Annotated in this window: 28 protein-coding genes; 10 read left to right on the top strand and 18 right to left on the bottom strand. The window is 34.4% G+C overall.

Going from position 1 to position 26,520, the window contains the following annotated elements; all coding sequences use genetic code 11:
- Nucleotides 1–26 precede the first annotated feature (26 nt).
- From pyrF to SIB89_RS04935, 3 genes are all read left to right on the top strand, one after another.
- Nucleotides 27–851, top strand: coding sequence for an orotidine-5'-phosphate decarboxylase (gene pyrF, locus SIB89_RS04945; protein ID WP_412561395.1), 825 nt, complete (start codon nt 27–29; stop codon nt 849–851).
- 107 nt (nt 852–958) lie between these two features.
- A complete protein-coding gene (locus SIB89_RS04940) occupies nt 959–1,747 on the top strand; it encodes an ABC transporter substrate-binding protein (protein ID WP_412561394.1) in 789 nt (262 codons plus the stop codon).
- 173 nt (nt 1,748–1,920) lie between these two features.
- Complete coding sequence (locus SIB89_RS04935; RefSeq protein ID WP_412561393.1) at nt 1,921–2,427, top strand: hypothetical protein; 507 nt, start codon at nt 1,921–1,923, stop codon at nt 2,425–2,427.
- On the opposite strand, the gene SIB89_RS04930 is transcribed toward SIB89_RS04935, so the two are convergent.
- Nucleotides 2,424–2,621 (bottom strand): Lacal_2735 family protein, encoded by a 198-nt coding sequence (locus tag SIB89_RS04930; protein WP_162306997.1) that lies wholly within the window; start codon nt 2,619–2,621, stop codon nt 2,424–2,426. The two genes, SIB89_RS04935 and SIB89_RS04930, sit on opposite strands and share 4 nt — an antisense overlap.
- Nucleotides 2,622–2,702: 81 nt before the next feature.
- Nucleotides 2,703–3,407, bottom strand: coding sequence for a DUF4197 domain-containing protein (locus SIB89_RS04925; RefSeq protein WP_412561392.1), 705 nt, complete (start codon nt 3,405–3,407; stop codon nt 2,703–2,705).
- Nucleotides 3,408–3,446: 39 nt separating this feature from the next.
- Between SIB89_RS04925 and SIB89_RS04920 the strand changes: the two genes are divergently transcribed.
- Nucleotides 3,447–4,415, top strand: a complete 969-nt coding sequence (locus tag SIB89_RS04920) for an MBL fold metallo-hydrolase (protein WP_412561391.1) — start codon at nt 3,447–3,449, stop codon at nt 4,413–4,415.
- 2 nt (nt 4,416–4,417) lie between these two features.
- On the opposite strand, the gene purU is transcribed toward SIB89_RS04920, so the two are convergent.
- The gene (gene purU / locus SIB89_RS04915; RefSeq protein WP_273290931.1) at nt 4,418–5,272 is read right to left on the bottom strand and encodes a formyltetrahydrofolate deformylase; all 855 of its coding nucleotides are present in this window, start codon (nt 5,270–5,272) and stop codon (nt 4,418–4,420) included.
- 144 nt (nt 5,273–5,416) lie between these two features.
- Between purU and SIB89_RS04910 the strand changes: the two genes are divergently transcribed.
- Nucleotides 5,417–8,878 carry a methylmalonyl-CoA mutase family protein gene (locus SIB89_RS04910; RefSeq protein ID WP_412561390.1) on the top strand — a complete coding sequence of 1,154 codons (3,462 nt, stop codon included), beginning with the start codon at nt 5,417–5,419 and terminating at the stop codon, nt 8,876–8,878.
- A gap of 168 nt (nt 8,879–9,046) precedes the next feature.
- The gene (locus SIB89_RS04905) at nt 9,047–9,658 is read left to right on the top strand and encodes a DEAD/DEAH box helicase (protein WP_412561389.1); all 612 of its coding nucleotides are present in this window, start codon (nt 9,047–9,049) and stop codon (nt 9,656–9,658) included.
- 2 nt (nt 9,659–9,660) lie between these two features.
- On the opposite strand, the gene SIB89_RS04900 is transcribed toward SIB89_RS04905, so the two are convergent.
- Nucleotides 9,661–10,056, bottom strand: coding sequence for a hypothetical protein (locus SIB89_RS04900; protein ID WP_155090289.1), 396 nt, complete (start codon nt 10,054–10,056; stop codon nt 9,661–9,663).
- 116 nt (nt 10,057–10,172) lie between these two features.
- Between SIB89_RS04900 and SIB89_RS04895 the strand changes: the two genes are divergently transcribed.
- Nucleotides 10,173–10,616, top strand: coding sequence for an Lrp/AsnC family transcriptional regulator (locus tag SIB89_RS04895; protein WP_155090290.1), 444 nt, complete (start codon nt 10,173–10,175; stop codon nt 10,614–10,616).
- Between the two features lie 17 nt (nt 10,617–10,633).
- Here SIB89_RS04895 and SIB89_RS04890 read toward each other — a convergent pair whose 3' ends face one another.
- From SIB89_RS04890 to SIB89_RS04875, 4 genes are read right to left on the bottom strand one after another with little or no spacing between them, the layout of a single operon-like run.
- Nucleotides 10,634–11,383, bottom strand: a complete 750-nt coding sequence (locus SIB89_RS04890) for a DJ-1/PfpI family protein (protein ID WP_412561388.1) — start codon at nt 11,381–11,383, stop codon at nt 10,634–10,636.
- On the bottom strand, nt 11,380–12,357 hold the full coding sequence (locus SIB89_RS04885) for a YpdA family putative bacillithiol disulfide reductase (RefSeq protein WP_412561387.1): 978 nt from the start codon (nt 12,355–12,357) through the stop codon (nt 11,380–11,382). Before SIB89_RS04885 ends, SIB89_RS04890 begins: the two co-directional genes overlap by 4 nt.
- Before the next feature lie 31 nt (nt 12,358–12,388).
- The gene (locus tag SIB89_RS04880) at nt 12,389–12,655 is read right to left on the bottom strand and encodes a hypothetical protein (protein ID WP_412561386.1); all 267 of its coding nucleotides are present in this window, start codon (nt 12,653–12,655) and stop codon (nt 12,389–12,391) included.
- A 50-nt stretch (nt 12,656–12,705) separates the two neighbouring features.
- Nucleotides 12,706–13,599: an MFS transporter gene (locus SIB89_RS04875; RefSeq protein ID WP_412561385.1), complete on the bottom strand. Its 894-nt coding sequence runs from the start codon at nt 13,597–13,599 to the stop codon at nt 12,706–12,708.
- A gap of 234 nt (nt 13,600–13,833) precedes the next feature.
- Here SIB89_RS04875 and SIB89_RS04870 point away from each other — a divergent pair, with 234 nt between their 5' ends.
- Nucleotides 13,834–14,436, top strand: coding sequence for a DUF1684 domain-containing protein (locus SIB89_RS04870; protein WP_412561384.1), 603 nt, complete (start codon nt 13,834–13,836; stop codon nt 14,434–14,436).
- Here SIB89_RS04870 and crcB read toward each other — a convergent pair.
- Entirely contained in the window at nt 14,433–14,801 is a 369-nt protein-coding gene (gene crcB, locus SIB89_RS04865) for a fluoride efflux transporter CrcB (RefSeq protein WP_155090296.1), read from the bottom strand. The genes SIB89_RS04870 and crcB overlap by 4 nt on opposite strands.
- Nucleotides 14,802–14,804: 3 nt before the next feature.
- On the bottom strand, nt 14,805–15,824 hold the full coding sequence (locus SIB89_RS04860) for an SRPBCC family protein (RefSeq protein WP_412561383.1): 1,020 nt from the start codon (nt 15,822–15,824) through the stop codon (nt 14,805–14,807).
- An 86-nt stretch (nt 15,825–15,910) separates the two neighbouring features.
- On the opposite strand from SIB89_RS04860, the gene SIB89_RS04855 reads away from it, so the two are divergent.
- Complete coding sequence (locus SIB89_RS04855; protein WP_412561382.1) at nt 15,911–17,950, top strand: dipeptidyl-peptidase 3 family protein; 2,040 nt, start codon at nt 15,911–15,913, stop codon at nt 17,948–17,950.
- Nucleotides 17,951–18,024: 74 nt separating this feature from the next.
- Here SIB89_RS04855 and SIB89_RS04850 read toward each other — a convergent pair whose 3' ends face one another.
- The 8 genes from SIB89_RS04850 to SIB89_RS04815 form a co-directional block, all read right to left on the bottom strand.
- Nucleotides 18,025–18,819: a hypothetical protein gene (locus SIB89_RS04850; protein ID WP_412561381.1), complete on the bottom strand. Its 795-nt coding sequence runs from the start codon at nt 18,817–18,819 to the stop codon at nt 18,025–18,027.
- 60 nt (nt 18,820–18,879) lie between these two features.
- The gene (locus tag SIB89_RS04845; protein WP_412561380.1) at nt 18,880–19,668 is read right to left on the bottom strand and encodes a prolipoprotein diacylglyceryl transferase; all 789 of its coding nucleotides are present in this window, start codon (nt 19,666–19,668) and stop codon (nt 18,880–18,882) included.
- Nucleotides 19,669–19,670: 2 nt separating this feature from the next.
- Nucleotides 19,671–20,549 carry a hypothetical protein gene (locus tag SIB89_RS04840; protein WP_412561379.1) on the bottom strand — a complete coding sequence of 293 codons (879 nt, stop codon included), beginning with the start codon at nt 20,547–20,549 and terminating at the stop codon, nt 19,671–19,673.
- 4 nt (nt 20,550–20,553) lie between these two features.
- Nucleotides 20,554–22,206, bottom strand: a complete 1,653-nt coding sequence (locus tag SIB89_RS04835) for a C1 family peptidase (protein WP_412561378.1) — start codon at nt 22,204–22,206, stop codon at nt 20,554–20,556.
- 105 nt (nt 22,207–22,311) lie between these two features.
- Nucleotides 22,312–22,932 (bottom strand): response regulator, encoded by a 621-nt coding sequence (locus SIB89_RS04830; RefSeq protein WP_273291868.1) that lies wholly within the window; start codon nt 22,930–22,932, stop codon nt 22,312–22,314.
- Nucleotides 22,929–24,764 (bottom strand): sensor histidine kinase, encoded by a 1,836-nt coding sequence (locus SIB89_RS04825; RefSeq protein ID WP_412561377.1) that lies wholly within the window; start codon nt 24,762–24,764, stop codon nt 22,929–22,931. The genes SIB89_RS04830 and SIB89_RS04825 overlap by 4 nt, the downstream gene beginning before the upstream one ends.
- 8 nt (nt 24,765–24,772) lie before the next feature.
- On the bottom strand, nt 24,773–25,390 hold the full coding sequence (locus SIB89_RS04820; protein ID WP_412561376.1) for a hypothetical protein: 618 nt from the start codon (nt 25,388–25,390) through the stop codon (nt 24,773–24,775).
- A 440-nt stretch (nt 25,391–25,830) separates the two neighbouring features.
- Nucleotides 25,831–26,016 (bottom strand): hypothetical protein, encoded by a 186-nt coding sequence (locus SIB89_RS04815; RefSeq protein ID WP_155090299.1) that lies wholly within the window; start codon nt 26,014–26,016, stop codon nt 25,831–25,833.
- A 109-nt stretch (nt 26,017–26,125) separates the two neighbouring features.
- On the opposite strand from SIB89_RS04815, the gene SIB89_RS04810 reads away from it, so the two are divergent.
- Complete coding sequence (locus tag SIB89_RS04810) at nt 26,126–26,512, top strand: nucleoside triphosphate pyrophosphohydrolase family protein (protein ID WP_273291872.1); 387 nt, start codon at nt 26,126–26,128, stop codon at nt 26,510–26,512.
- The last annotated feature ends 8 nt before the right edge of the window (nt 26,513–26,520 follow it).

Genomic DNA, 26,520 nt, shown 5'->3' with positions numbered 1-26,520 from the left:
GCCTCTTTATGAGGCTTTTTTTATAAATGACCACACAACAACTAACAAACCAAATCCAAAAAAAGCAATCCTTCCTCTGTATAGGATTGGATGTCGACTTAAATAAAATCCCTAAATACTTACTAAAAGAAGAAGATCCAATCTTTGCTTTTAATAAAGCCATTATTGATGCAACACATCACCTCTGTGTGGCTTACAAACCCAACACAGCGTTTTATGAGGCTTATGGACTTAAAGGCTGGAAAGCTTTAGAAAAGACGATTAACTATCTTAATGAGAATCATCCAGAAATACACACCATTGCAGATGCAAAACGAGGAGATATTGGTAATACTAGCACTATGTACGCCAAAGCCTTTTTTGAGGATTTAGGATTTGATAGCGTAACCGTAGCACCATATATGGGTAAAGATTCAGTAGAACCTTTTTTAGCTTTTGAAGATAAACATACTATACTTTTAGCATTGACTTCTAATCAAGGAGCTTTTGATTTTCAGACCAAGGAAGTTGAAGGAGTAGAGTTATACAAACAAGTTTTGGAAACCTCAAAATCTTGGAAGAACTCAGAAAATTTAATGTATGTTGTTGGTGCGACCAAGGCAGAGTATTTGGCTGATATTCGTAAAATTGTTCCAGATAGTTTTTTATTGGTGCCAGGTGTTGGGGCACAAGGAGGAAATCTTCAAGACGTCTGTAAATATGGAATGAACGATTCCATTGGGTTATTGATAAACTCTTCACGCGGTATTATTTACGCCTCCCATGAAGAAGACTTTGCATTAGCGGCTGCGAAAAAAGCTAAAGAATTACAATTACAGATGGAAGCCGAATTGAAACACCATTCCAAATGATAATTAGACTGTTATTGCGAGAAGCGAAGCGACGTGGTAATCTCGTAAAATACAATTATAATTAAAAGGTCTGTCTACTAATAGACAGATTGCTTCATTTTTTTGAAATGCCATATATCGACCAACTCAATAGAAAACTTCAAATAACTGAAACACCAAAACGAATCATCTCGTTAGTGCCTTCCCAAACAGAATTGTTGGTCGATTTAGGTTTAGAAGCTTCAATCGTCGGTATTACCAAGTTTTGTGTTCACCCAGAACACCTCAAAAAAACCAAAACAGTTGTAGGTGGTACAAAGCAAATCAATATCGAAAAAATAAAAGCGCTCAAGCCAGATATTATTCTTTGTAATAAAGAAGAGAATACTAAAAAAATAATTGATGAGTTTGCGTCTACAGCTCCAGTTCATATTAGTGATATTTATAATCTTGAGGACTGTTTTGAGCTTATTGAAATGTATGGTAGTATATTTAAAGTAGAGGCTAAAACATCTGAAATTATTACCAAGATTAAAAACCACCGTAAGCAATTTCAAGAAAAAATAACGGGTAAACAGCGACCCAAAGTCGCATACTTTATCTGGAAGAACCCATGGATGGTTTCCGCTTCAAATACCTTTATTGACAATATGCTTTATGAAGCGGGTTTTAAGAATGTTTTTGAAAATGATCAGCGCTATCCAGAAATAGAACTGAGCAGCTCAAAATTAAAAGAAGCCGATATTATTTTTCTTTCGAGTGAGCCTTTTCCTTTTAAGGATAAGCATATTCTAGAGTTACAATCTCGTTTTCCTCAACAGACAATAAAAATTGTGGATGGTGAGATGTTTTCCTGGTACGGAAGTCGGCTGCAACAAGCTTTTAAATATTTTGAATCCCTACATAGTATAAAATAAAAAGTCGGTACCTAACTAAAATACCGACCTTTACCTAACTAACTTTTGTAATCTCTTTTAAGACTTACTCTCTTTTGCGTTACAAAGATGCTGACATTCTTTGTAATCAATGTTATGTTAATATTAGCTTATAATTAAATGTAGTTTAATAACTTAGTTGAAATAATATTAACATGAAAAAACTTATAACCCTAATTGCTGCACTAGTATTTTCACTAGTAATGGTTGCTCAAAATACGCCTTGTGTTTGTTGTACTGACAAACATTCAGAATTCGATTTTTGGATTGGCACTTGGGAGGTAACAAATCCAGATGGAACTAAAGCTGGTGAAAATGTAATTGAGAAAGTTCAAGATAAATGTGTGTTACAAGAAAACTGGACGAGTGCATCACCTGGTTATACAGGCACAAGTAACAACTTCTATAATTACAAAGCTAAGCAGTGGGAACAAATTTGGGTGGACAATAAAGGGCAAAGTTTACACCTTAAAGGCAATAAGGTCGGAAATCAAATGATAATGAGGACTGATGATGAGACCAATTCTGAAGGAAAAACTTTTTTTCACCGTGTGACTTGGACAGATAATAAAGATGGAACCGTAAGGCAACTATGGGAAACCATTACCGAAGGATCTGAAACCGTAATTGCATTTGACGGCTTGTATAAAAGAAAAGACTAATTGGCTTTTAGTTTAGAATCTCTAAGCATAAATTTAAGCTTATTGATTTTGTTGAGGACTTTAGTGGCTTGGTATTCAGAAAAATCACTTAAAGCGTGGTCGGTTTGCCTAAGATTATAGGCATCTTCAATTAGCTGCTTGTATTGCTGCTTTAGTTTTGTCTTTTTTTGGAGCAATCGATCTAAATTGGCCACTTCGATTGATTTATTAATTAAGTATTTAAATTAATAAATAAAATAACACGAAACCATATTTTTAATCAAAAGAGCAACAAATTAATCTTGTAGAGCAAAAACTTTCTTCAACAAATCCGTCGTTCTCGAAGACACTTTGTTTCTAATTTCTTTCTCTTCAACCGCAATCATAGTATATACACCTTCTAGGGCTTCTGACGTTACGTAATCGGTAAGATCTGGATTAACATCATTGGTTAACGGAAGGTTATTGTACTTAGTAATGAGATTTGTCCAGATTTGATCAGCACCAACTTTGCTGAACGAATTATTGATTACTGGTTTAAATTTGTTGTAAAGTTGAGTTTGTGTTTTTAATGTTAAGTATTCTGTTGCGGCATCATCTTCTCCTAAAAGAATATTTTTTGCATCATTGAATGTAATGTCCTTTACTGCATTTACAAATATAGGAGTTGCTTCCATAACGGCATCTTCAGCAGCTCTGTTAAGTGCTTTTATACCGCTATCTGCTAAACTGCTCAGCCCAACTGCGCGTAATGCATCATCAACTTTCTGCAATTCTTCAGGCAATAAAATCTTAACGAGTTCATTTTTGTAGAAACCATCTTTTTGAGTCAATTTTGTAACTTGTTTATCGATTCCAAAATCCAGTGCTTGTCGTAATCCTGCAGCCATATCGGCATTGCTAATTTCATCACTTTCTGGTAGTTTATTTATAACATCCTGTAGTTCTGCACAAGCAGTCAAGCTAAAAATTATAAGAAGAGCAAAAATCCTTTTTATCATGGCTTTAAGTTTTATCTTTAACAAAGATATATGTTACACATGAAAACGTTTCAATATTCAAGCCTAATATTATTTCTTTTGGTATTTGCGTGCCACCAAAAACCAGAAGAAAGCATTGAGGTTGCGAGTAAAGCTATAAAGATAAAATCACAACAGTATATTACTGTTTTGGGTGTAGCCCAAGATGCAGGTTTTCCTCAGATTAATTGTGAAAAAAAATGCTGTATGGCCTTTTATAGTGGTAAAGAATCAAAGAAACTTGTATCGTGTTTGGGTCTAGTGGATATAGAGTTCAATAAAAAATGGCTATTTGATGCAACTCCAGATATTACAGAACAAACCCAGATTTTAAAAGAAAAGCATTTAGATAATGGCAAAGTAATTGACGGCATTTTTCTAACCCATGCACATATTGGCCATTATACAGGGCTAATGCAGTTGGGCCGTGAAGCTATGGGAGCTAAAAATATCCCTGTCTATACCATGACTAAAATGAAAACCTATTTAGAAACCAATGGACCTTGGAACCAGTTGGTAGAACTAAATAATATTGAGTTGAAGTCCTTAAAAGCTGACTCGACTGTAAACCTGAACAGCAAATTAAAAGTTTTGCCTATACAAGTGCCGCATCGAGATGAATACTCCGAAACGGTAGGTTATAAAATAGAGGGTAAAAACAAATCCGCATTGTTCATTCCAGATATTGACAAATGGCATAAGTGGAATAGAAACATTGTAGAAGAAGTTAAGAAAGTGGATTACGCTTTTTTAGACGCTTCATTTTTTAACAGTGGTGAATTAGAAAGAGATATGAGCGAAATTCCCCATCCATTTATCACCGAAACAACGACATTGTTTGAGGACGAGACAATGGAAACTAAGCAGAAAGTACATTTCATCCACTTTAATCATACTAATCCAGCATTAAAAGACCAAAATAGATTAAAAGATAGTATTCGCAATTTGGGCTTTAGATTCGCAAAACGCGGAGATAATTTTGATTTATAGACTCAAGAAAAAATAACAGTTTTGTTATTAAACACCATTACTTTTCTGTTGGCATGAAGCTTTATCGCATTAGAAAGCACAATCTTTTCCAAATCACGCCCTTTTGCAATTAAATCTTTTATGGAGTACGAATGAGATACGTGAGCAACATCTTGTTCTATAATTGGGCCAGCGTCTAATTCTTCAGTGATGTAATGACTTGTAGCTCCGATAATTTTCACACCTCTTTTATATGCAGAATGATAGGGTTTGGCACCCACAAAAGCGGGTAAAAACGAATGATGAATATTGATTATCTTATTTGGAAATTTATCAATTAAAAGATTTGAAACTATTTGCATATATCGGGCCAAAACGATAAAATCCACCTTATGGGATTCTAGCAATTCTAGTTGCTTAAATTCAGCCTTTTGTTTGGTGGCTTTTGTAACTGGGACATGGAAAAAAGGAATTTTGAAACTTTTAGCAATAGGCTCTAAGTCATTATGATTACTTAAAATAAAGGGAATCTCCAGATTAAGCTCACCAGAATTGTATCTGCCTAAGATATCATACAAGCAATGGTCATACTTGGATACAAACAATGCCATTCTTGGCTTTCTGTCGGCTAAATACATGCGCCATTTTAAGTTGAATTTATCTACGAGGGCATTCTTAAATAATTCTTTAAAACTTTCAATAGAAAAAGAACTGGAATTAAACTCACATTCAAGACGCATAAAAAATATATTCTGCTCCCTATCTACGTGTTGATCTATATATACAATGTTGCCATTGTTCAATGCCATGAAATTAGTGACAGAAGCAATGATGCCTGGTTGATCCTTACAGTGAATTAATAAAGTGATTTTATGCATATCCTATAACTTAATATGTTTGTAAATTAGGGTAAAATACTAAGTTTTGTTGATGCTTTTTATGATTTAGATAATTACCAATTAATGCTTAGATTTTTTGAATATTCCGTAAATTTGCTGCTCAATTAAGCGATATTTTTACGAATGGAACAAGTCACACCATATAAACCAAAACATAAAGTTAGAATTGTAACAGCAGCATCACTTTTTGATGGACATGACGCAGCTATAAACATAATGCGTCGAATTATACAATCTACAGGAGTTGAGGTGATTCATTTAGGACATGATAGAAGTGTTGAGGAAGTAGTAAATACAGCCATACAGGAAGATGCAAATGCGATTGCTATGACATCCTACCAAGGAGGACATAATGAGTATTTTAAATACATGTATGATTTGCTTCAGGAAAAAGGAGCAGGCCATATAAAAATCTTCGGTGGTGGAGGTGGAGTTATTCTTCCTGAAGAAATCAAAGAGTTAATGGATTATGGAATCACCAGAATCTATTCTCCAGATGATGGAAGAGAAATGGGCTTACAAGGCATGATTAATGATTTGGTAAAACAATCTGATTTCGCCATAGGTGATCAGCTCAATGGAGAAGTGAAAGTTTTGCATAAGAAAAATTCAAAAGACATTGCACGTGTTATTTCTTCTGCTGAAAATTTCCCTGATGTTGCAAAAGACGCTCTTGAAACTATTCATGCTAAAAACAAGAATTCCAAAACACCGGTTCTAGGAATCACGGGAACAGGAGGAGCAGGGAAGTCGTCATTAGTTGACGAATTAGTAAGACGTTTTCTTATAGATTTTCCAGAGAAAACTGTTGGATTGGTGTCTGTGGATCCTTCAAAACGAAAAACAGGTGGAGCATTATTGGGAGATAGAATCCGTATGAATGCGATTAATTCTCCTCGTGTTTATATGCGTAGTTTGGCAACACGTCAATCTAATTTAGCATTATCTAAGTATGTCAACGAAGCTGTTGAAGTACTGAAGGCTGCAGAATACGATTTAATAATTCTAGAAACTTCTGGTATTGGGCAATCCGATACCGAAATATTAGAACACAGTGACGTATCGCTTTATGTCATGACTCCAGAATTTGGTGCGGCTACGCAACTTGAAAAAATTGACATGCTCGATTTTGCTGATTTGGTAGCCATTAACAAATTCGACAAACGTGGTGCTTTGGATGCGCTTCGTGATGTGAAGAAACAATATATGCGTAACCATAATATGTGGCACGCTGACCCAGATACCATGCCAGTTTTTGGAACCATTGCTTCTCAGTTTAATGATCCAGGAATGAACACGCTTTATAAAGCGATAATGGATAAGCTGGTAGAAAAAACTGAAGCCGATCTAAAATCGACTTTCGAGATTTCTAAGGAAATGAGCGAAAAGATTTTTGTAATTCCACCAGCACGTACACGTTACTTATCTGAAATAGCTGAGAATAATCGTGCTTACGATAAAACTGCAGACGCTCAGGTTGAGGTTGCACAAAAATTGTATGGTATTTATAAGACTATAGAGTCTGTATTAGACGTCATTGCGAGTGAAGCGAAGCAATCTCATATGGATAAGCACGGACTAAATTCGGACGAAATCCTGAAACATACTTCGACTACGCTCAGCACAGGAGTTCAGGATGACAAAAAAGATTTTATTAAAATGTTGATTGCCGAATTCGACCGTGTAAAACTAAATCTAGACCCATACAATTGGGAAATTATAACAGGCTGGGACGAAAAAGTCAATCGTTACAAAGACCCTGTCTATACCTTTAAAGTAAGAGATAAAGAAATAAAAATTGAAACACATACCAAATCACTTTCGCATTCCGATATTCCTAAAGTGGCATTACCAAAGTATGAAGCTTGGGGAGATGTTTTAAGATGGTGTTTACAGGAAAATGTTCCTGGTGAATTCCCTTATACAGCAGGATTATATCCATTTAAAAGAACAGGTGAAGATCCAACCAGAATGTTTGCAGGTGAAGGTGGGCCAGAACGTACCAATCGACGTTTTCATTACGTGAGTATGGGATTGCCAGCAAAACGATTATCTACGGCGTTTGATAGTGTAACACTTTACGGAAACGATCCAGATTACAGACCAGACATCTATGGAAAGATTGGTAATGCAGGTGTAAGTATTTGCTGTTTAGATGATGCTAAGAAACTATATTCCGGTTTTAATTTAGCAGATGCTATGACTTCTGTGAGTATGACGATTAATGGACCTGCACCTATGTTATTAGGTTTCTTTATGAATGCCGCTATTGACCAGCAATGCGAGATTTATATCAAGGATAATGGTCTGGAAAATGAGGTAGAACAAAAGATTGAAAAACTCTATAAAGGTAAAACAAGACCAAGTTATAATGGTGAAATTCCTGAAGGTAACGATGGATTAGGGTTAATGCTTCTAGGTGTTACAGGTGACCAAGTGTTACCAAAGGATGTCTATGAAGATATTAAAGCGAAAACCATTGCTCAAGTAAGAGGAACGGTTCAAGCAGATATTTTAAAAGAAGATCAGGCACAAAATACCTGTATTTTCTCTACGGAATTTGCATTAAGATTGATGGGTGACGTTCAGGAGTATTTTATTGAGAATGGGGTCCGTAACTTTTATTCGGTATCCATTTCTGGTTATCATATTGCCGAAGCTGGCGCCAATCCGATTTCGCAATTGGCATTTACACTCGCGAATGGCTTTACTTATGTGGAATATTACTTAAGTCGAGGGATGGACATTAATAAGTTTGGCCCAAACTTATCCTTCTTCTTCTCAAATGGTATCGATCCAGAATATGCAGTGATTGGTCGTGTAGCACGAAAGATTTGGGCAAAAGCCTTAAAACATAAATACGGTGCAAATCCTAGAGCGCAGATGTTGAAATATCACATTCAGACTTCCGGACGTAGTTTACATGCCCAAGAAATTGATTTTAATGATATAAGAACTACGCTTCAGGCACTATATGCGATATACGATAACTGTAATTCACTGCATACTAATGCTTACGACGAAGCCATTACTACACCAACTGAGGAATCGGTTCGCAGAGCAATGGCCATTCAGTTAATCATTAATAAAGAATTAGGCTTAGCTAAGAACGAAAATCCAATACAAGGCTCGTTTATTATTGAAGAATTAACGGATTTGGTTGAAGAAGCCGTATTAACAGAGTTTGACAGAATTACAGAACGTGGTGGTGTATTAGGAGCCATGGAAACCATGTATCAACGTTCTAAAATACAAGAAGAGAGTTTGTATTACGAAACCTTGAAGCATAATGGTGAATTTCCGATTATTGGCGTAAATACTTTCTTGAGTAGTAAAGGTTCACCAACAGTTCAACCAGCTGAAGTGATTAGAGCAACTGAGGAAGAAAAAGAATTTCAGATTAAGACTTTAGAGCATTTGCACAAGGCTCATGACACAGATGAGTTACTAAAAGAATTACAGCATAAAGCCATCAATAACAAAAATATTTTTGAAGCCTTAATGGAAGTTTGTAAAGTCTGTTCTCTTGGACAAATTACATCAGCCTTATTTGAAGTTGGTGGACAATATAGGAGAAATATGTAAGCAGAGAACCACTTTTTCTTTTTCAGAAAAAGTGAGTGAATCGCTTATGCTGAGCGCAGTCGAAGTATCTCAAATCGCCTAATTTTTAAGGGTAGAGAAAAAAATGTGTGAATATCGCTTATCCCAAATTTATTTCGGGATCTAGTAATTTTAATTCAAATTAATTTAATGTCTTTCAAGAAACTCCACCCATTATTAAAAGAGGCATTGCAAAATGCTGGTTTAGAAACTTCAAATCCGTTTCAGAAGAAAGTGTTGCCTACACTAAAAGGTGGTACTGACGCATACATCATTGCGCCAAAAGGAAGTGGAAAGACTACAGCACTTATAATTGCTACAATCCATAAATTGAAAGCAGCAGCTTTTGAAGATTCACCACGTGCCATAATCGTTGTAAAAGATAAAGCTGATGCAATAATTTTAAAAGAGGACTACGAAAAATTCACCAATAATACAGATCTTAGAGTCTATGCACTTTACGATGAATACGATATTGAAAAGCAAAAAGAAGAAGTCTATTACGGACAAGATATCGTTATTGCTACACCTTCACGCTTAAGTAAATTGTATTTTTTAAATGGTATTCATCTTGGCGAAATTCAGTTATTTGCTATTGAAGATGCAGATTATTTGGGCGCTAATAATGCTTACAATCATATTTTGCGACTATCTGAAAGTCTTAGAAAATGTCAGTACGTAATTATTGCAGATGAAATGAATTCTCGTATTAAGAATTACCAGAATGCGTTTATGCATAACGCACAACTAATTAAGCAATAGTCTTAGAGTGTCAACATCCAACTGCGCTGTAGTTTTCTAAACGTTTTAAGTTCTCCTTTAAGAATAGGTAAATAATCTTTCCCGTTACTTTTAGAACGTTCTAATCGTCTGCAATTACTGTATAATTTTGAAGTCAATCGATCTAAGCTTTCTAAATGTTTGTGTTTTTTATCAGAATAGCGTTCGCGCTCCGCATTGATAATTTCCGGAGCGAGATTAGTCGATTGTTGAACAATATCACCAGAGAAATAAATATCATTATCCTCAGTACCATCTTCATTTAAATAGCATAAATCCTGATTTAAATAGGTAGAAATACTTCGAGACAACATAATAATGTCCATTGCCTTTTTATATATAGGCAAATCCGAAAGATGTGATGGTAGGTTATAATTCATTTTTCAATAGCAATTGTTACGAATTTACGGAGTAGAATTGATATTTTAATTTAGTATTTAAAGTAAAATAGTATATTTACTTTAAAATTTAGTTAATTATTGGTTAATTTCTTTAAATGAGTATAGATAGCTTAAATTGGAAGATATTAAAGTGTCTTCAGCAGAATGCGCGTATGTCTAATGCAGAGATTGGAAGACGTGTTGGGATAAGCTCACCAGCTGTAAGTGAGCGTATTAAAAAGATGGAGGATGCCGAAATTATACAAGGATACACCACCTTTGTTTCGCCTTTTGAAGCTGGTTATCAATTAAAGGCGCTTATTACTCTTCGTGCGTTTATGGGAATGCTAAAACCGTTTCTGGAAAAAGTAAAAACCTATGATGAAGTCGTCAATTGCTATCGGATTACAGGTAATGAAAACATAGTCATGGAAGTGGTCCTAAAAAACCAAAAGCATCTCGAGTCTTTCATTGACCAATTGATTTCTTATGGTGAAACCAAAACACAAATCGTGCTATCACACGTTGTTAAACACAGTGAAGTGAAACCGTTAAAATAGAAAATTAGACTGTTAGATCACTCGATTTTTAGATGTGGTACGTTCTTTAAATCCCAATCAATAACCAATCCTTTTGCTAATGACTCAGCAATATCCTTTCCGTAAAGGTGTTCGCTTAAATACAATGCAGCTTCAAACGATTTTGCTCCTCCTGCTGAGGTGATATACTTACCGTCATGAACAAATAGTACATCCTTTCTAATATCCAATTTAGGAAACATGTCTCGCATTTGGTCAATATCACTAGGGAATGTCGTAGAAACAACATCATCCAACAATCCAGCTTTGGCGAGTACAAAAGCTCCGTCACAATGCGAAGTTATATATTGTGCTTCTTTGTCAACTTTCCTAACAAAATCTAGCATCACTTCATCTTCCAAATCGGTATCTAAATGATGCTGAGCACTTGGTACAACCAGAATATCGATTTTTGGAAGTGAATCTTTTACATAATTAAAATCTGGAAGTATTCTCATACCTTCAAATGATGTAATTGGCTCCTCTGTATTGGCAACGGTAAAGACATTCATGGCTTTAATGCTGTCTCTAAATACAGTATGTTGAAAGATGTCAAAAGGTGCCGTGAGTTCTGTGTTATAAACGCCATCCATTATAAGGAATGCAACATTGTAACGGTTGGGTTCTAACTTTGGAAATTCCTTGGTTTTACTATCATCTCTACCGTTGTCGAGAGGCTTTTCTTTAGTGGAATCATTACAGCCCAAAAGCAAAAACAAGATAGTTAAAGGTAATATTGCATGTTTCATATGTTCAGGTTGTTTTTTATATGGTTAGCAATAATTTTTGCATGGATTCTCGAATTTTCAATAAACCATTTGTGCGTCTCCATGCCTCCGCAAATGACTCCAGCGAGGTATAGCCCTTCAACGTTAGATTCCATTGTTTCAGAATTATAGTTTGGAATATGTTTTTCGTCCTTTGAAAATTCAATTCCAGCGTCTGCCAAAAACTTAAAATTTGGTCGGTAACCTGTTAAAGCGATGACATAGTCATTAGGAAGAATCTTTTCACCTTCGGGAGTTTCAATTATAATTTCATTGAGCTTAATTTCTTTGATTTCGGAATTAAAATAAGCCGTTATGCTCCCTTCTTCTATACGGTTAAGAATATCTGGTCGCACCCAATATTTTACACGTTCACCAATAGCTTCTTTTCTCACGATCATTGTGACGTTTCCACCTTTTCTGTAAATTTCCAATGCGGCATCGACGGCAGAATTACTCGCACCTACCACTGTAATATTTTGCAAAGTGAAAGGATGCGCCTCTTTATAATAATGAAAGACTTTTGGTAAATCCTCGCCAGGTACATTTAAATAATTTGGGATGTCGTAAAATCCGGTTGCGATAATCACTTTATTGGCGCTGTATTGCTGTTGGTCTGAAACTACTTGAAAATCATCGTTGTGCTTTTCTATAGAAACCACCTTTTCGTACAGGTTTATGTTGAGCTGATTAGAGGTGGTAACCCTTCGGTAATACTCTAAAGCTTCATTTCTATTGGGCTTAGGATTATTGCTTATAAACGGAATATTATCAATTTCCAACTTCTCGGAAGTTGAAAAAAACGTCATATTCAATGGGTAATTAAAAAGCGAATTGGTTAGTGCTCCTTTTTCAATGACCAGATAGTTCAAGTTTTGTTTTTTACATTCTAAGGCGCAGGCAATTCCGATGGGTCCTGCGCCTATTATGATGATGTCTAAATCTGTTGATTTCATAGATTTTATAAATTTAGAGCAATTAATAGTTTTAGGATAATTTGTGCTCTGATATTAACAGTCTATTTAAATAATAGAGTAGTATAACACCGAAAACTCCTAAGATGCACATAACATACCATGTGTTGTCATATCCAATTTTATCAATAAGCTGTATACCTCCGTTATGTCCAAAAACACTTGCTAACGAAAACGCCATGACGTACATGGCTAAGTATTGCCCTTTTTTACCTTTCTTGGATCGATCCATAGCAAATGCATTAGAGAAAGGAAAACCTATCATTTCTCCAACAGTCATCAATAACATACCTATGACCAATATACCAATCCAATTAGAAAGGTTTAATACTAAAAACTAAAAACAGTAAGCACAAGCCCTAGCAGTGTAAGTTTTATTTTATTGAATTTGCACTTTTCGAGCCAGTGTATAAAAGGCATTTCTAATGCAAATATTAAGAATCCATTCATTCCTAAAAGTACACCAATTTCAATTTCAGAAAGCTTATGAATATTCCTGTAATACAAAGGCATAGTAGAGAAATACTGCATAAAAATAACAGCAAATAGAAGCATAGCTAGAAAAAATACCCAGTAAGGCCTATCTTTATAAGCCGATTCAGGATTAAGAGTTAGTTCATTGTCTAATGGCTTTGCAACTCTAGGATTTAAAACTTGAATTAAAACTATTGTAGCCAAAATGCACGTAATGCCATCCACCCAAAATAAACCACTATAGCCTAGTGTTGCAATGATTATTCCACCAATTGCAGGTCCAGCAGAAAAGCCTAAATTGATAGCTAGTCTTATAAGCGTTACTGATCTTGTTTTGTTTTCAGGTTTACTGTAAACGCTCATTGCAACATACATTGCTGGTCTAAATGTGTCGGCAACAACCATTACCAAAAATATACCAACACAAACTTGAGTGAATGTTGTTAAAAACTGAAGCGCAATAAATACGATACCAGTGCTCAACAAACTTCTCACCATCACTTTATAATAACCAATTGTGTCTGTTAACTTTCCTCCAATCCATGTACCAACCACAGATCCTAAACCAAAACAACTCATTATCCACGCGACTTGAGGAAATGAGAAAGACAAGTCTTCTGTGAGGTATAAGGTTAAAAACGGAATAACCATGGTACCAGCTCTATTTATAAACGTTATGAGAGCAAGCCACCAAACTTCATTAGAGAGTCCTCTAAATGTGTTGAAGTAATTTCTAAATAATGTTTTCATGTTGGTTGTTGTTATAAATGTAAAAAGTCCGACGGTATCGTCGGACTTTTAAATATTGTTTAATAGTATATAAGTATAGCTACAATAGATAATGCATCCGAATGTTTTCTGAAGAAATCATGATTCTCTGCTTGGTATATCTATTGACGCGTAACATTGTTTTACTTTGATTAGTTACTCAAAGCTACAATAAAATTCTATAAGTTGTATTTTTGAATTTTAAAATAATTAGAGATGAAGAGTTTTCTTTTACTTTTTTTAATGGTGTTTACTCTTGGTTGTGCACAAGACAAACAGATGCTGAGTGGCGAAACTGAATGGCAAAGGGAAATGAATGCTGATTTTAAGGATGCTTCAAAATCACCTTTAAAGGATAAAGACAGAAAGAATTTCACTGGTCTGGATTTTTATAAATATGACTCTACTTATGTAGTAAAAGCGAGTTTAAAACGTACACCGGATACCCAATGGTTTAAAATGAAAACTACTACAGACCGCGAATCTGAAGAACGCGTTTTTGGTATTCTGTCGTTTGAATTAAAAGGTAAAATGTATCAACTCAATGTGTATCAAGGAAAAGAATCAATGACCACCGAAGGATATGAGGATTATTTGTTTTTGCCATTTTTAGATGATACTAACGGCAGTGGTAGTTATGCAGGTGGAAGATATATCGATTTACGGATCCCAGATGGAGATATACTTTTCATTGATTTCAATACCGCTTATAATCCTTACTGTGCTTACGATGAGAAATACTCTTGCCCAATTGTGCCGAGAGAAAATTATTTAGCCACAGAAGTTAAAGCTGGTGTAAAAGCATTTAAAAAGCATTAAGCTTTAACAAAGTATAACCCTAAAAATACTGCTAAGAATCCAACAACAAAACTAGCAATAGTATAAATCGCAAAACTTGTAAAGTCTCCAGATTTTAAAAACGCTTGATTTTCGTAAGCAAAAGTTGAGAATGTCGTGAAACCACCACAAAAACCTGTGGCTAACAATAAGGTTTGGCTTTCGGTAAGGCTATTGTTTTTAGCCGCTAGGCCTAAAATAATTCCAATTAATAGACTACCTACAATGTTTGCTGTGAAAGTGCCATAAGGGAAGCCACCATCAGAAGTATTCAGCCATTTGCCAATAACATACCGAAGCACGCTACCAAAGCCACCTCCTACAAAAACTAAAAGAAGTTGTTTCAAAATCTATTTTACTTCAATGTATATTTCGGTTTTCCAATCCGCAGGATTAGGAACTGACGAAGGGTCTGTTGGGTAAATTTCTAACATAGATCCACCATCAACCGTTTCTAAATTGTTGTCTTCGATGTATGTCATTGTTTTTTCCCATGCTTCCTCTAGGTTATCGTAATTACCCATAAGCACAGTTTTTACTGCTTTAAAGGATTCTAACTGACCAGTTAATATTTCTGGGTCATTGGATATAATTCTTGAGTTGGTAGGAATACATACTGAGAAAATAACCGCATTATTCTCTTCATCCCACTTTTCATAAAGTACAAATGGTGCACCAGCAAAAGTAATATTGTTGGCTATAGCATAAGCACCAACTTTCGGGAATTCTTTCTGCATTTCAGACTGAAAATCACTCATTTTGCAAGACGTGGTTTTATATAGATAATAGCCTCCGCTATGTTGGGTGACTCCTTCTACATCAATACTGTAAACGTTCATTTTATCCTGTAGAACACTGTCTAACATTGTTAAACTACGCTCATATTTTGGACCTATTTGGCTTTCCATACCTCCCATCAGTGTGGAGAACATTTTAAACACAAATGGTAGATCTTCACCAGAGATATTCCATGTTACATCCGTGGTGCCTTTATCATTAGATTCAAACTGCCAAACGACTTTAGATTTAGGAAAGTCCTCAAATTGCATCTCTTGGGTTATAGAGCTAAATGGGTCAGCATCTACGGTCTTCATTCTACCGATACCATCCTCATCTTCCCACATATAATTTCCACCAACACCATCAGTTTGTTCACCTAAAGTAATTTTGGTTTCTGGTCTTTCTTCTACCCAAGCAGACCAGGCCTCCCAATTTTCAAAATCAATAACTTCATTATAAACCACCGGTTGAGGAGCATTAATGGTTTTTGTCCTTGTAACCTCAAAAGAATTTGGTTGTACTGCGATGTAAATGGCGAATCCAATTATTGCTATGAGTAAGAATAATAAGATGAATTTTAGAGCTTTCATGCTGTGGTTAATTATAGTTAGTATTCAAAGATACTAATTTGTGATATAAATATTACATTTGTGTAAAATCAAAAAAAACTAACAACATGAAACTAAAATCGATATTTATAATCTGCCTTTTTATGGCTTTTGCATGGTCATGTAAAGACGATTCAAAAGAGCCTGTGGATAAGAATTCCATGGAAAAAACCGAAAAGGATTTTGACTATAATGTAGAGCAATTTGCTGATATTAAAATTTTACGTTATCAAATTCCAGGATGGGAAAACCTAAGCTTAAACGAACAAAAATTAGTGTACTACCTCGTTGAAGCTGGTTTGGCTGGTCGTGATATTATGTGGGACCAAAACTACAGACACAATCTTAAGATTAGAAAAGCTTTAGAGAATGTTTATACAAACTACAAAGGGGATAAAACTACTAATGATTGGAAGGCTTTTGAAACTTACCTAAAACGTGTGTGGTTTAGCAACGGTATCCATCATCACTATTCTAACGATAAGCTAAAGCCAGACTTTGATAAGGATTATCTTAATGAGTTGTTTTTAGCGACCAACACAAAATTAGATGGTGAAGCTTTTGATGTTATCTTTAATGATAAGGACATGAAAAAAGTAAATCAAGCTAAAGATGTGGACAATGTAGCACTATCTGCAGTCAATTTTTACGGACCAAACGTTACCAATGCTGATGTAGAAAAATTTTATAAGAATAAGAAGTCTCCAGACCCAGATAGACCTTTGGCTTATGGTATCAATACCAAATTGGTTAAGGAAAACGGAGAAGTAAAAGAACTGGTTTATAAATCAGGAGGCTTATACGGCTCCGCGATTGATGAAATTGTAAAATGGTTAGAGAAAGCACAAGGTGTTGCCGAAAACAAAGCGCAAGGTGATGCTATTGGTCTGTTGATACAATATTACAAAACAGGTGATTTACAGACTTGGGACGATTATAATGTAGCTTGGACTAAAGCTACTGCAGGAAATGTAGATTACATCAATAGTTTTATTGAGGTTTACAATGACCCATTGGGTTATACAGGTTCTTACGAAACCATCGTTCAGATCAATGATTTTGATATGTCTCAAAAAATGAAGGTGTTATCAGACAATGCACAATGGTTTGAAGACAATTCACCGCTTATGGATGAGCATAAAAAGGATAGTGTTGTAGGTGTAACTTATAAAGTTGTGACTGTAGCTGGTGAAGCTGGTGATGCGTCCCCAAGCACTCCAATTGGTGTTAACTTACCAAACTCTAACTGGATTAGAAAAGAAGTAGGAAGTAAGTCTGTTTCGCTTGGAAATATTATTAATGCTTATAATAATGCTGGTAGCGGAGGACGATTAAAAGAATTCGTTCACGACGATGAAGAGTTAAAACTAGAAGAAGAACATGGTCAACTTGCTGATAAGTTGCATACGGCTTTACATGAGGTTATTGGTCATGCATCTGGGCAATTAAATCCAGGAGTTGGTGAAACCAAGGAAACCTTAAAGAATTATGCTTCTACTTTAGAAGAAGGTAGAGCTGATTTAGTTGGATTATACTATTTATACAGTCCAAAATTACAGGAACTTGGTTTAGTTGAAGATTGGAAAGCTGTCGGAAAAGCTGCTTTTGATGGTTACATTAGAAATGGTTTGATGACACAATTGATTCGTTTAAATCTTGGTGACGATGTTGAAGAAGCACACATGAGAAACCGTCAGTGGGTAAGTGCTTGGGCTTACGAAAGAGGAAAAGCCGATAATGTGATTGAAAAAGTAACCAGAGATGGCAAGACCTATTTCAACATCAACGATTACGAAAAGTTAAGAGAAATTTTTGGTGAGTTGTTGAGAGAAACGCAGCGTATTAAGTCTGAAGGAGACTATGCTGCCGTTGAAGCTTTGGTAGAAGGTTATGGTGTAAAGGTAGATCAGGCAATACATGCTGAGGTTTTAGAGCGTAATAAGCAATTTACATCTGCTCCTTATAGCGGATTTGTAAATCCGGTGATTATGCCAGCTAAGGATGCTGATGGTAACATTACAGCATTTAAAATTGAACAACCTACTGGTTTTCCTGAGCAAATGTTAGAGTACAGTAAAAAGTACAGTCATTTGCCTGAAGTGAATTAATAAGAAGAAAGCAATTAAAAAAAGAGCAGTTAATTAACTGCTCTTTTTTTTTGTCTATTAAATTTCGAAATATTCTAACGCTTATATTTATTGAGAATCCATTCTGTATAAGCTTCAGAATGCACAAACTTATAAATGTCCATAGCTTTTACGTCTTCAATAGTTTGTGGAGCCAAACTTTCAACTTTAAATCCGCTAAATGTGCTACTGTTTCTGTTTTCAGTATTTTCTTCAACAAAAAATATAAATGAACCTCTACTATAATTGCCTTGATCTCCAGCATAAAAGTTATTGTTATAGCTATGCTCTGGGATTGTTCTTCCTTTGTTAGCATTCATATTAACTGAATAATAACCTGGAGTAGCAAGCTGAAAGATTGTAGCTGTAAAACCATTAGAGTTCATAGGTATAGTTGGTGTGGGCATACTATTGAGTTGAAATGTCCCATTAAGTTCAGGATATGGAGAACCAGAAACATTTAATTTTGCATCAGTAGCAGTTGGTGGCGCACTCGCGCCAAGATCGCATTCGGTTTCAGCAAATTGATTGTAAACCTTGGTAGCCATCTGTATAACATCACCTACTAAGAGTCCTTGACTCGGAGGATTTTCATAATTAAAATATTCTCCGGTGCGTTGATTGAAAAATAATTCGTTTACAGCTTGTATGGCTTGTCCTGTACTTGCATCAATAATCGGGCTTCCGTTTTGGTCAAATGCCTCAGCTATGCGTGGTATGGTTAGATCTGCAAGTTCTAATAAATGACAAGGATCCGGATGACAAGAAAGACTTGTTGTTGTGCCAAAAACTGATAAGATTGAGATAATGATAATTAGGGCGGTCTTCTTTAAAGTTGCTAGAGTTTTCATAATATATTTATTTACATTTAATGCTAAACTATTGGAAATCTCAAGGTGATACTATACCCATTAACGGGTAAATTTTAGACGTTTTGAATTAATCAAAAGTAAAGTAGCTGACAGAAAAATTAGTGACAACGCTATGAGTTGAGAATGAGAAAGAAAACCATTGAAAACATAACCACGCTGATCTCCCCTAAGATATTCTAGTAAAAAGCGCCAGACAGCATAGGACAATACGTAAAATGTAAAGACTGTTCCATCATTTTTACTTTTTAACAGCTTTAAGAGTAAAACAAGTAATAAGACGATAAAAATGGATTCATAGAGTTGTGTTGGATGAACCGTTGCGATAGAATTTTCAGGAAATTGAACCCCAAAGATAGAATCCGTAGGTTTTCCATAACAACAGCCTGCCAAAAAACAGCCAAGTCTTCCGGCCGAATGCACAATTGCTGTTACAATAGCTATTAAATCTAAATACTTCAATACTGGTAGTTTTTTCTTCTTAAGCACCAATACTACTGTGAACAGGCAGAATAAAAACGATCCATAGAATACAAAACCACTAGAACTATAGAACTCTATAGATAAAACCTTATCCAAGTAACTAGAAGCATCATCTAAAACTAAAAATGTTTTCCCTCCCAAATATGCCATTACGATGATAAGCAATACAAAATTCAGCTTTAAATTAATAGAACCAATATATTTGCTTTGAGCATAAATAAAATAGTGATACGCTACTATACTTCCAATTAATATGCAGAACGGATAACTATAAATTGTTATAGTATTAATAGAAAATAAACTATTAATAAACTCTGGTAAATTTAGCTGAAACAATTCTGGGTACATATCTAATTTTCTTGAGCTATACTATTAGTTTTAGGTCTTTTTAATAGAAAAAAACTACCGTCAAAGTTTAAATCTTTACTGAAGTCCAATTCAATAAAACTTGTTTTTCCCATAAACTTTGTATTGTTAAACAAGATGTTTTTATGCTTGTTATTGTTGATGGAAAAAGAATTGCTGAAAAATGAATGACTGAGGTCTAGAGTGCCGAAAAATTCTGAGAAATCATAAAATGAATTTCCACGATGTTGAGTCAAGGAAAAATCAGCATACTTATAAAATTTACTGGAGCTAAACTGGGCATCAGAGTTAAAAATACTACTTTGAAAACTTACATTTTCAGAGAACGTAGTATCCATAAAATTGGCTTTCTGATTGAAGAAGCTATTTTGAAAGCGCACTTGTTTTTCAAAAGAACACCAATTAAAAAATGCGTTTAAATTAAATGATGATTCTTCAAAATTAACTGTACTGAAGAATTCGGATTTAGTAAAATTACATTGCCCTAAAAATTTACTTGCCCTAAAGCTTACGGTATCCATAAACTTACATTCAATAAAGCTGACATGACCCCAAAAACTTGTAATGTTATGTGCATTATCAACAGAGTTTTTATATGCTAATACAGGTTTTTTGAAAACACAGTTGATAAAGGTGATATCATATTTTATACTTGTGTTGTAAAGTGCTTTGCCAATTAGTATTTTATCTGCGAAGCTTGTAAAATCCAGCTCATTGTCAAAGGTTTTACCTTCAATAAATATCGAGGTTTTGTTTTCTGATAAGGTTTCAAAATTGCCAGTCTTGTTAGAACTTGAGGGATTGGATTTACAAGATGCAGTCATGGCAATAAGTAGTATTAAAGAATATTTACTGAGTTTCATAGCACTAATTTTTATTACCAAATAGCTTCGTGTTATTTTCAGACAAGTAGCTGTTTAATTTATTCTGAAATGCTCCACTATTAAACTCTACTTTCAATAAATTTGAAATTTCATCTTGTGTATAAGCATTGTTAAAATCTTTGGTAGCAATCCTACTTCTATAGCCTTCTTTTAGTTTAGATTCTGACACAGTTTCAGAATTCTGAAATGAAAAGCTAGAAGTGTCGTTTTCTGAGTCTCTAGATACTTGCCCATTTATAAAAAGTACTGGTGTTAGTGATGGGTAAAAGAAATTGTTAGACTCATCTATCTCCTGAAACATGTCATTAGCATCTGTGATTAATAGCAAATAATAATATCCATTTAAATTTGGTATTATGTACTGTCTATTAATATCAGGTTGACCAAATACGGTTTGTGTAAAGTTGCCACCTGGTGGTATGGAATAGTTGAAAATACAGTTGTCTGTAGTTGGGCAATTAAAACTATTGGAACCTACACTGGTATTAAACTCGTCATAGAATAAAATACCATAGTCATTTGCGTTATACGCATTAAAATATATGTAAGCATTAGACCAATTTGTTGATGGATTAGCAGTAGAATTTCCGATATTATATATATTGAAATAGAGTTCTCTATAATTACCTGAAACATAATTGTCTTGAAACACCCATGAGGCCAAATCCACACCAGTATCACCAGTATTACTATCATCTGGTGGGCTGGTATTGTCATCTTCATTGACTGCTATAAATAGTGGTTTTTGATCACCTGGTGTTGTGACAAATTCTGAAATAAAGAAATTATAGTCTATCCAAATATAGCCACCGTTCCCCCAGCCATTTCCCCAAGAATTAATGACTTTAAACGCGCCATTTGCACCTTTTGAGTTATCATAACCAGAGACTACCATGGCATGGTATGCGTGCTGACCAACATTATTATAAGATGTATTGGACGATAGTACAGCACTGCTGTTCCAGGTTATAAAATTATCGGAAAGTTTAGCCCCAAAGACCACAGGTATATTATTTGCGATATTTTGTTTTATAGCGGTGATACTTGGATCTATTTTTCTCCAATATTTAATTCTATTGTTGTTGGCTTCATTGGTCCAACTCGATTGAAGATTAGATTGAGAACAACCGTTTAAAGCATAGTAAGGAACGGTTTGTGCAGTTGCGACACCTCGCTGTTGCAAAACATCAAAAGCAGAATCGAAATTTGTGCCATTACAATTAGAACCTTTTTGAGAATTAGGAATAGCAGTGAATAAATCCTTGGCGCTAAATTGATTGAAATCCTGATTTAAGTCAGAGAAAGAGAGGTTATTATCAATGGCATTTAAAGCTGTTTTTAAATTGTAGCCAACTGCCCATGCCACACAAGTACCGTAGTTACCTTGATTTCCTATAGGTGGAAATTTATCAGTAATATCTGCAGCATTAGGTAAATTACCGTTTCCAAAACCATAATTTGGAGTTGTTGGTGTTGTGCTGAGGTTATCCTCACCGTTGTATCCCAAAAAGTATTCGGAGTCCGTATTTTCATTATTTACTTCATCATCTGGGCAATCAGTGCAACAACTGGTAAATAAAACTAAACTGAATAATGTAATTACTAGAGGTTTGGTAAAGTGTTTTGCAGTTCTCATAATTATTGATATTAAATATTATGATCAAATGTATTTTATAGGTAGACATAAAAAAATCCCCAGTACTGGGGATTTTTCAAGAAAATTTATCAAATAGTAGGTGAATTAGAACTTATACTTCTTTTCCAAGGCATAACGCATCAACTCACCTTTGCCATGCAATCCTAGAATTCGAATCATATTCTTACGATGTGTATCTACTGTATGGACTCCAATAAAAAGTTCGTCAGCAATTTCACGCGATGTTTTACCTTGGGCTATAAGGCCTAAAATTTCAATTTGTCTTTTGGTAAGAACGCCTTTCCCCTTTTTGTTGCTGTTGTTTTCTGCTTCTACTTTAATATTCGAATCAAAATAGGTATTGCCTTTATAAACTGAGCGTACTGCTTTTAATACTTCTTCCAAAGGCGAATTTTTTAAGAGGTAACCAGAGGCACCTGCATCTAACATTTGCTGTATTGCGTCTGTTTGGTCAAACATAGTGAAGCCTAGGACTTTTGTATGTGGAAATTCATTTTTAATCTGCCTTGTGGCCGAAATACCGTCAACTTTGGGCATTCTTATATCCGTAATAACAACATTGGGTTGCTTTAACCTCACCAAATCTATCAGTGCCTCACCATCATTTGCAGTACCGATGATTTCAATATCTTCTTCATATTCCAATAATAATTTAATACCATCGATAAGGGATTGGTGATCTTCTGCTATGGCTAATCGTATCATAATGGTATGTCTATTATTACGGTTGTTCCTTTATTTTTCTCTGACTCAATGGTCAGTTTACCATCTAAATGTTCAATACGCTTGTCAATACTACTAATGCCCATGCCTTTATTGGTTTTGGTAATTTGGCTTGGATTAAAGCCTTTACCATTATCCTCTACCATAATGTTGATACTGTCTTCGTGATTGGTCAAATGTACAGTTGCTTCTGTAGCATCTGCATGTTTTATAACATTGGTAATCAATTCTTGTATAACCCTGAATATGGTGAGCTCTAAACTGTTTTCTAAGCGATTATCGAGACCATGATCAAGGACCTCAATTTGTATTTTATTGGAGGAAGAAATTTTATCAGCCATATTCTGTACAGCTTTTAAAAGGCCTTGTTTAGCAATGACTCCTGAGTTTTTTGCATGTGCCACAGAACGCACTTTTTGATACGCTTCTTCAATTAGTGAATTGGTTTTATCAAATAGTTCTGGTGAATCTTTATCTTTTAGTGCATTAAAATGCAATTTTACGGTAGCCATAAGCCCACCCAAATCGTCATGCAAATCATTGGCAATGCGTTGGCGTTCTTTTTCCTGGCCTTCTATCATGGCATCAATAGCTGTTAACTCTTGCTCTTTTAAAACAGTGGCTAACTTTTGGGATTCTATTTCTTTTTGTTGCTCGGCGAGTTTTTGTTTGCGTTTGGTGTTTTTGAATAATAGGAAGGCGATAATACTTCCTAAGGCTAGGCTACCTCCTAGACCTATGGCTATGTTTTGGTTTTTTGTTTTCTGTTTTTCTAAAACTAGGTTTTGCTTTTCTTTTTCAGCAGTTTGATATTTGACATTAATTTCATTGATTTTTTCAGCTTTATTATATTCATTTAAAGTGTCTGAATATTTATTGCTTAAGGCTAAATAATGTAATGCTTCTTCCCAATTATTTCTGAATTTTGCATTATCCGATAAAACTTCATTAATTTTTACTTTTTCTACGTATCGATATTTGGGAATATCCAGAGAATCTGCTTTTAAAAAGTAATATTTTGCAGTATTATAATCCTTGTCTACTTGGTAAATCAAGCCGAGATTTCCATAAATTCCAAAAAGTTCATTCTGAAATTTTTTGTAAGGCTTACTTTCTAACCAAGTTTTGGCTTCGTTATAATATTTTAGAGATGAGTCTCTTTCTTTTCTAAAAAAATCATATTGAACACCAATCATCTGGTTAATCTTGCCTTTTAAAAAATTATTTGAGGTCTGATTTGCGATTTTCAATGCAATTTTTAATGAATCAATTTGTTCTAATCTATGCGCACTCCCTTGGTAATTATATTTATGAAATCTATAAGTTGCTAATTCGTTATTATCATAAAGATAGTCTTTATATATAGCCAGATAATTAGGATAAGCTTCTAAGGATTGTCGACTTTTGAATAGTTGAAACAATATTTTCTTAGAGGATTCTGTTACCAGAATTGTATCTGATTTGTTAAGTGCTTTTGTTAACGCTTTGGAATAATAATCGAAGGCAAGAGAATCATCGGGAGTCTGCTTAAAAAGATTGAAGTCTCCTTTTAGGATATCATATAAAATTGTATCTCTAAAGGTTAGATTTGTTGTTGGATACTTGAATACTGTATTGTCAACTACATTATTCTTTATGAGTTCTATTTGTTTCTTGAGATAGTAAATTTCAACATCAGTTATTTTACCATTGCTAGTTTCAACTCCGTCTAGCTGATCATACTTTATTTTTTGAATTTGTTTAACAAAGTTCTGAGCACCAATAGTATTGATGCCCAGAAATAAGATTGTATTTAATAGTAAATAATGTTTCAACGTCCAATTTAAGGTGCAGTAACTATACTTTTGCAAAATTGTTGACCATAATCCGTCCAAAAGTTTAAATTTTTAAATTTCTCCCCTGCGTGGATATCAATAATTTCACCCTTTTTTGGTTTGAAGTTGGTTATATTTTCAACAATTACATAAGTTTCATCTTCATCCGATTCAGATTCGATTATATCTAAATAAATGTGATGTAAAGTTTTTCCATCCTTCAGTAATTCTTCCTTATATCTTGCACCTGTTAAATCATAGGTATTTCTTTGATCATCATTTTCTCCATTTATTTCCCTAAGTATAACTTTCATTTCATAGGTGCCGTCAGATTTTATTTTCGAGTGTGCAATTATTCCAAATTGCTTTACAAGATCGATGTGAATATGCTGTTTAATTTCTTTAGAGAAATCTGCATTTAAATAAATCTCTGGAAATTTTTCTTCGCCATCAGACATGATTAAATCTTTTATTATTTCTTGTCTAGCCTCAGTAACTCGCGTTAGAGAATTTTCTATGTTATCAACACTCTCTGAAATCTGATCTAGTTTTTCAGATTGGTCACAAGATGCAAATAAAGAAAGGCATAAGATAATAGCATAAACCTGGATTGATTTACTTTTCATTTGTATAGGGTTTTAATGGTTAGTTACAAAAACAAAGATGCAAAGTTGGAATACATCAAAACATACCCAATAAAGGGTATATTTCCGTGAATAAGTTATAAAATAAATGTGAATTAATAGGAAAATTAAGACAAATGACCTGAAAAAAAAGTTAATTAAGCCAGTTTAGATCTAATTAGAAATCTTTTTTTAACCTATTCAGTTTTATTTATGCTAAAACTTAATAAGAGAAAGTTAATAGCTAAAAGAACAAATAAAAGTATCATCGTTTGTTGGTTTTTTTATAGCATCGTGCATTTTTCAAAGTGTCATCCATGTTAAAAATGCAGATGCATGTCATTTTCCAATAATAAGAATTAAAGGCATAAAATTTATAGGTAATAATACCTGTTTTTTAACAAGTCACTTTTAAAAATAAGAACTGTAACTAGGGAAGTGAATTATATAAAAATAAACTTAATAGCGGCAATCATACCAATAAAACCGATAAAGGCAATTAATATCCAGATGGTACCTTTGTAATGCGTCCTATGGGTTTTTATATCCTTACGGTATTGATAGGCAATCGCAATAACGAATGCTATAAAGAATAATATTCCGAAAATCCATTGACCAGTAGAAAACATTAGTTTAATTTTATGCAAAAATAAGCAAAACGAGACTAAAAACTTAATATTAACAGCCTCTACATTTATATATACGAAAAAATAATAACCTTAGATTTAAACTATAAATATGCAAGATAAAATCAATGCTGTAAAAGCATTTCACACCGCTTTTAAAATAGGCCATAGAGAAACACCAAAAGCCGATTTAGGCATAGAAAAGAATATGCTCCGCTACAAACTTATGCGCGAGGAAAACGAAGAATATCTAGAGGCTGCAAACGATAATGACTTGGTTGAAGTAGCAGATGCTCTTGGTGATATGCTTTATATATTATGCGGAACCATTATTGAGCATGGTTTACAATATAAAATCGAGGAGGTTTTTGAAGAAATTCAACGTAGCAACATGAGCAAGCTCGGTGAAGATGGAGAACCAATTTATAGAGAAGATGGCAAAGTACTCAAAGGACCAAGTTACTTTAAACCAAAAATTAAAGAAATTTTAGAAAAATAATGAAGTTG

It is taken from the genome of Winogradskyella sp. MIT101101 (assembly GCF_047126865.1).
Lineage (GTDB): Bacteria > Bacteroidota > Bacteroidia > Flavobacteriales > Flavobacteriaceae > Winogradskyella > Winogradskyella ouciana.
This window is presented reverse-complemented; position numbering and strand designations above follow the sequence as displayed.

What these genes read in the sequence shown, in the direction of transcription:
- SIB89_RS04895 (WP_155090290.1), top strand. Translation starts at nt 10,173, where the DNA reads ATGAGTATAGATAGCTTAAATTGGAAGATATTAAAGTGTCTTCAGCAG.
- SIB89_RS04850 (WP_412561381.1), bottom strand. Translation starts at nt 18,819, where the DNA reads ATGAAAACTCTAGCAACTTTAAAGAAGACCGCCCTAATTATCATTATC.
- SIB89_RS04835 (WP_412561378.1), bottom strand. Translation starts at nt 22,206, where the DNA reads ATGAGAACTGCAAAACACTTTACCAAACCTCTAGTAATTACATTATTC.
- SIB89_RS04840 (WP_412561379.1), bottom strand. Translation starts at nt 20,549, where the DNA reads ATGAAACTCAGTAAATATTCTTTAATACTACTTATTGCCATGACTGCA.
- SIB89_RS04920 (WP_412561391.1), top strand. Translation starts at nt 3,447, where the DNA reads ATGAAAACGTTTCAATATTCAAGCCTAATATTATTTCTTTTGGTATTT.
- SIB89_RS04870 (WP_412561384.1), top strand. Translation starts at nt 13,834, where the DNA reads ATGAAGAGTTTTCTTTTACTTTTTTTAATGGTGTTTACTCTTGGTTGT.
- SIB89_RS04935 (WP_412561393.1), top strand. Translation starts at nt 1,921, where the DNA reads ATGAAAAAACTTATAACCCTAATTGCTGCACTAGTATTTTCACTAGTA.
- SIB89_RS04815 (WP_155090299.1), bottom strand. Translation starts at nt 26,016, where the DNA reads ATGTTTTCTACTGGTCAATGGATTTTCGGAATATTATTCTTTATAGCA.
- SIB89_RS04845 (WP_412561380.1), bottom strand. Translation starts at nt 19,668, where the DNA reads ATGTACCCAGAATTGTTTCAGCTAAATTTACCAGAGTTTATTAATAGT.
- SIB89_RS04905 (WP_412561389.1), top strand. Translation starts at nt 9,047, where the DNA reads ATGTCTTTCAAGAAACTCCACCCATTATTAAAAGAGGCATTGCAAAAT.
- SIB89_RS04860 (WP_412561383.1), bottom strand. Translation starts at nt 15,824, where the DNA reads ATGAAAGCTCTAAAATTCATCTTATTATTCTTACTCATAGCAATAATT.
- SIB89_RS04810 (WP_273291872.1), top strand. Translation starts at nt 26,126, where the DNA reads ATGCAAGATAAAATCAATGCTGTAAAAGCATTTCACACCGCTTTTAAA.
- purU (WP_273290931.1), bottom strand. Translation starts at nt 5,272, where the DNA reads ATGCATAAAATCACTTTATTAATTCACTGTAAGGATCAACCAGGCATC.
- SIB89_RS04900 (WP_155090289.1), bottom strand. Translation starts at nt 10,056, where the DNA reads ATGAATTATAACCTACCATCACATCTTTCGGATTTGCCTATATATAAA.
- SIB89_RS04940 (WP_412561394.1), top strand. Translation starts at nt 959, where the DNA reads ATGCCATATATCGACCAACTCAATAGAAAACTTCAAATAACTGAAACA.
- SIB89_RS04820 (WP_412561376.1), bottom strand. Translation starts at nt 25,390, where the DNA reads ATGAAAAGTAAATCAATCCAGGTTTATGCTATTATCTTATGCCTTTCT.
- SIB89_RS04855 (WP_412561382.1), top strand. Translation starts at nt 15,911, where the DNA reads ATGAAACTAAAATCGATATTTATAATCTGCCTTTTTATGGCTTTTGCA.
- SIB89_RS04890 (WP_412561388.1), bottom strand. Translation starts at nt 11,383, where the DNA reads ATGAAACATGCAATATTACCTTTAACTATCTTGTTTTTGCTTTTGGGC.
- SIB89_RS04880 (WP_412561386.1), bottom strand. Translation starts at nt 12,655, where the DNA reads ATGACTGTTGGAGAAATGATAGGTTTTCCTTTCTCTAATGCATTTGCT.
- SIB89_RS04830 (WP_273291868.1), bottom strand. Translation starts at nt 22,932, where the DNA reads ATGATACGATTAGCCATAGCAGAAGATCACCAATCCCTTATCGATGGT.
- SIB89_RS04925 (WP_412561392.1), bottom strand. Translation starts at nt 3,407, where the DNA reads ATGATAAAAAGGATTTTTGCTCTTCTTATAATTTTTAGCTTGACTGCT.
- SIB89_RS04885 (WP_412561387.1), bottom strand. Translation starts at nt 12,357, where the DNA reads ATGAAATCAACAGATTTAGACATCATCATAATAGGCGCAGGACCCATC.
- pyrF (WP_412561395.1), top strand. Translation starts at nt 27, where the DNA reads ATGACCACACAACAACTAACAAACCAAATCCAAAAAAAGCAATCCTTC.
- SIB89_RS04910 (WP_412561390.1), top strand. Translation starts at nt 5,417, where the DNA reads ATGGAACAAGTCACACCATATAAACCAAAACATAAAGTTAGAATTGTA.
- SIB89_RS04875 (WP_412561385.1), bottom strand. Translation starts at nt 13,599, where the DNA reads ATGAAAACATTATTTAGAAATTACTTCAACACATTTAGAGGACTCTCT.